General features: G+C 71.5%; 2 protein-coding genes. Both read right to left on the minus strand.

All coding sequences use genetic code 11. The annotated features are described in order from the left end of the window. Positions 1–144: 144 nt before the first annotated feature. Complete coding sequence (locus JS521_RS10980) at positions 145–921, minus strand: transglycosylase SLT domain-containing protein (protein WP_205082536.1); 777 nt, start codon at positions 919–921, stop codon at positions 145–147. A 272-nt stretch (positions 922–1193) separates the two neighbouring features. Continuing rightward, the coding region (locus tag JS521_RS10985; protein WP_239487088.1) for an S-adenosylmethionine:tRNA ribosyltransferase-isomerase at positions 1194–2059 on the minus strand (866 nt) is incomplete at its 5' end.

The raw sequence follows: 2059 nt of genomic DNA on the forward strand, positions 1-2059 counted from the left end.
CGGCGGGGCCCCCCCCCGCGCCCCCCCCCCCCCCCCCGGGTCCGGCCCAACGCGGGCCCCCCCGCCCGTTCCGCCCCCCCCCCGGCGCCGGCACCCCCGGGGGGGTACCGGCCCTCCGGCGTGTGTACGGCTGGTCTCAGCGGATCAGTACGCGCTGTTCACGTTGTCCATGGAGCCGTAGCGGTCGGCCGCGTAGTTGCAGGCGGCGACGATGTTGGCGACCGGGTCGTACAGGTCCTTCTTGGTGCCCGCCACGTGGTAGCGGTCGAAGGTCGGCTGGATCACCTGGAGCAGACCCTTGGAGGGGATGCCGTTCTGGGCGTTGATGTCCCAGTTGTTGATGGCCCAGCGGTTACCGCTGGACTCCCGGATGATGTTGCGGTGGATCCCGTCGTACGAGCCCGGGATGCCTTCCTTCTTCATGATCGACATGGCCTCGCGGATCCAGCCGTCCAGGTTGTTGGCGTAGACGGGCTTGCGCGCGGTGGAGCGGTTGGCCTTCTCGGACGCGCGCTTCTTCGCGTCCGCCTTGGCCTTGGCGGCCTTCTCGGCCTTGTCCTTCGCGTCGGCGGCGGCCTTGGCCTTCGCCTCGGACGCGGCCTTGGCCTTGGCGGCCTTGGCCTTGGTCTCGGCGGCGGCCTTCGCCTTCGCGGCGTCGGCGGCCTTCACGAGCTTCTCGGCGGTGGAGTGCTGCTCGATCATGCTGTTCTGCACGGTCTTGGCCTGTGCGGACCCCGCGGCGTTGGTGAAGGCCACGGGAGCGGCGGCGGCTGCCGCCTGCGGGGCAATCTCGGCATCGGCGTTCGACGGGACGAGCGAGAAGGTCAGGGCGGCGACGCCCAGGGCCGACACACCGGCCACGGAGATCTTCTGGACCTTGCTCAGACGACGGAGACGACGGGGAATGCGAGTCGCAGACATGTAGGGCTACCTCTTCGAATGCTCAGGTGTCCTCACGGAGGACGAGACCGGAGGCGGTGATGCGCACCTCCGTCGGGGACGAGAGCAATTCTTAGCGGCAGCAAAATCGTGTGGCAAAGGTGTGACGTACGAAGGTGGGTAGTGGAACAGGGTCCTGTTCGTCCGAAATGACCCTGGCCCACGCCTGCTCAAATCGCCCTTATGTGCCCACTAGGTACGTTCGTAAGTGACGTGGGCCCTATGCCTGGGCTCACATCGGCGAGGTGACAGCCTCACCGCTCGTTGCTGAAGCAATCCGGAGCGTTATGTTCCTCATCCGTCAGGATGAGGTGGACGTCCCCGAACTCGTGCCAGAGGTACCGCTCCTGGAGCGCCGCCTCGTACCCGCGGCGCAGCGCCTCGCGCCCCGCCACCGCCTCCAGCATCAGCAGATGCGAGGCCTGCGGCTCGTGCAGCCCGGTCAGCAGCCCGTCCACCACCCGCACGCCCCGCTGCGGCGTCACCACGAGGTCCGTCCACCCCTCGGCCGGCCGGACCACCCCGTCCGCCCCCGCCGCCGACTCCAGCGCCCGCACGGCCGTCGTCCCCACCGCGATCACCCGCCCGCTGCCCGCCGCCCGTACGGCGTTGACCAGCCACGCCGTCGCCGCCGGTACCGCGAACCGCTCCGGGTAGGGCGGCTCGTGCGCCTCCGCCGACGCCACCCCCGTGTGCAGGGACAGCGGAGCGAACAGCACCCCCCGGCGCACCAGCTCCGCCACCAGCGCGACCGTGAAGGGCCGCGCGGCACTCGGCATCTCCGCCGAACCGCTCCCGTCGGGCGACGGCACCGCGAACACCGTCCGATACGCCGACAGCGGCTGATCCCGGTCCGTGTACCCGTACCGGATGGGCCGCCCGTACCGCCGCAACAGCTCCGGCACCGGCTCCGGCACCCGCGCCCACCACAGCCGGGCCCCGGACGCGGGCCCGAGCGGCTCCTCCAGCACCAGGGCCCGCCCGCCCGGCAGCCGCACCAACGCCCCCGCCGGGCACACCACCACCTTGCTGGCGGGGTACCTCCGCGCGCCCGGCGGGCCCCGGGGGCCCGTGGGCGCGGCCGCATTCAGCGGTTTCGGCCGACTCGGTCTGCGGCTCG

Source organism: Streptomyces durocortorensis, from assembly GCF_016901035.1.
Lineage (GTDB): Bacteria > Actinomycetota > Actinomycetes > Streptomycetales > Streptomycetaceae > Streptomyces > Streptomyces durocortorensis.

Excerpts from the sequence above, each read along its gene's own strand:
- JS521_RS10980 (WP_205082536.1), bottom strand. The coding sequence starts at position 921 with ATGTCTGCGACTCGCATTCCCCGTCGTCTCCGTCGTCTGAGCAAGGTC.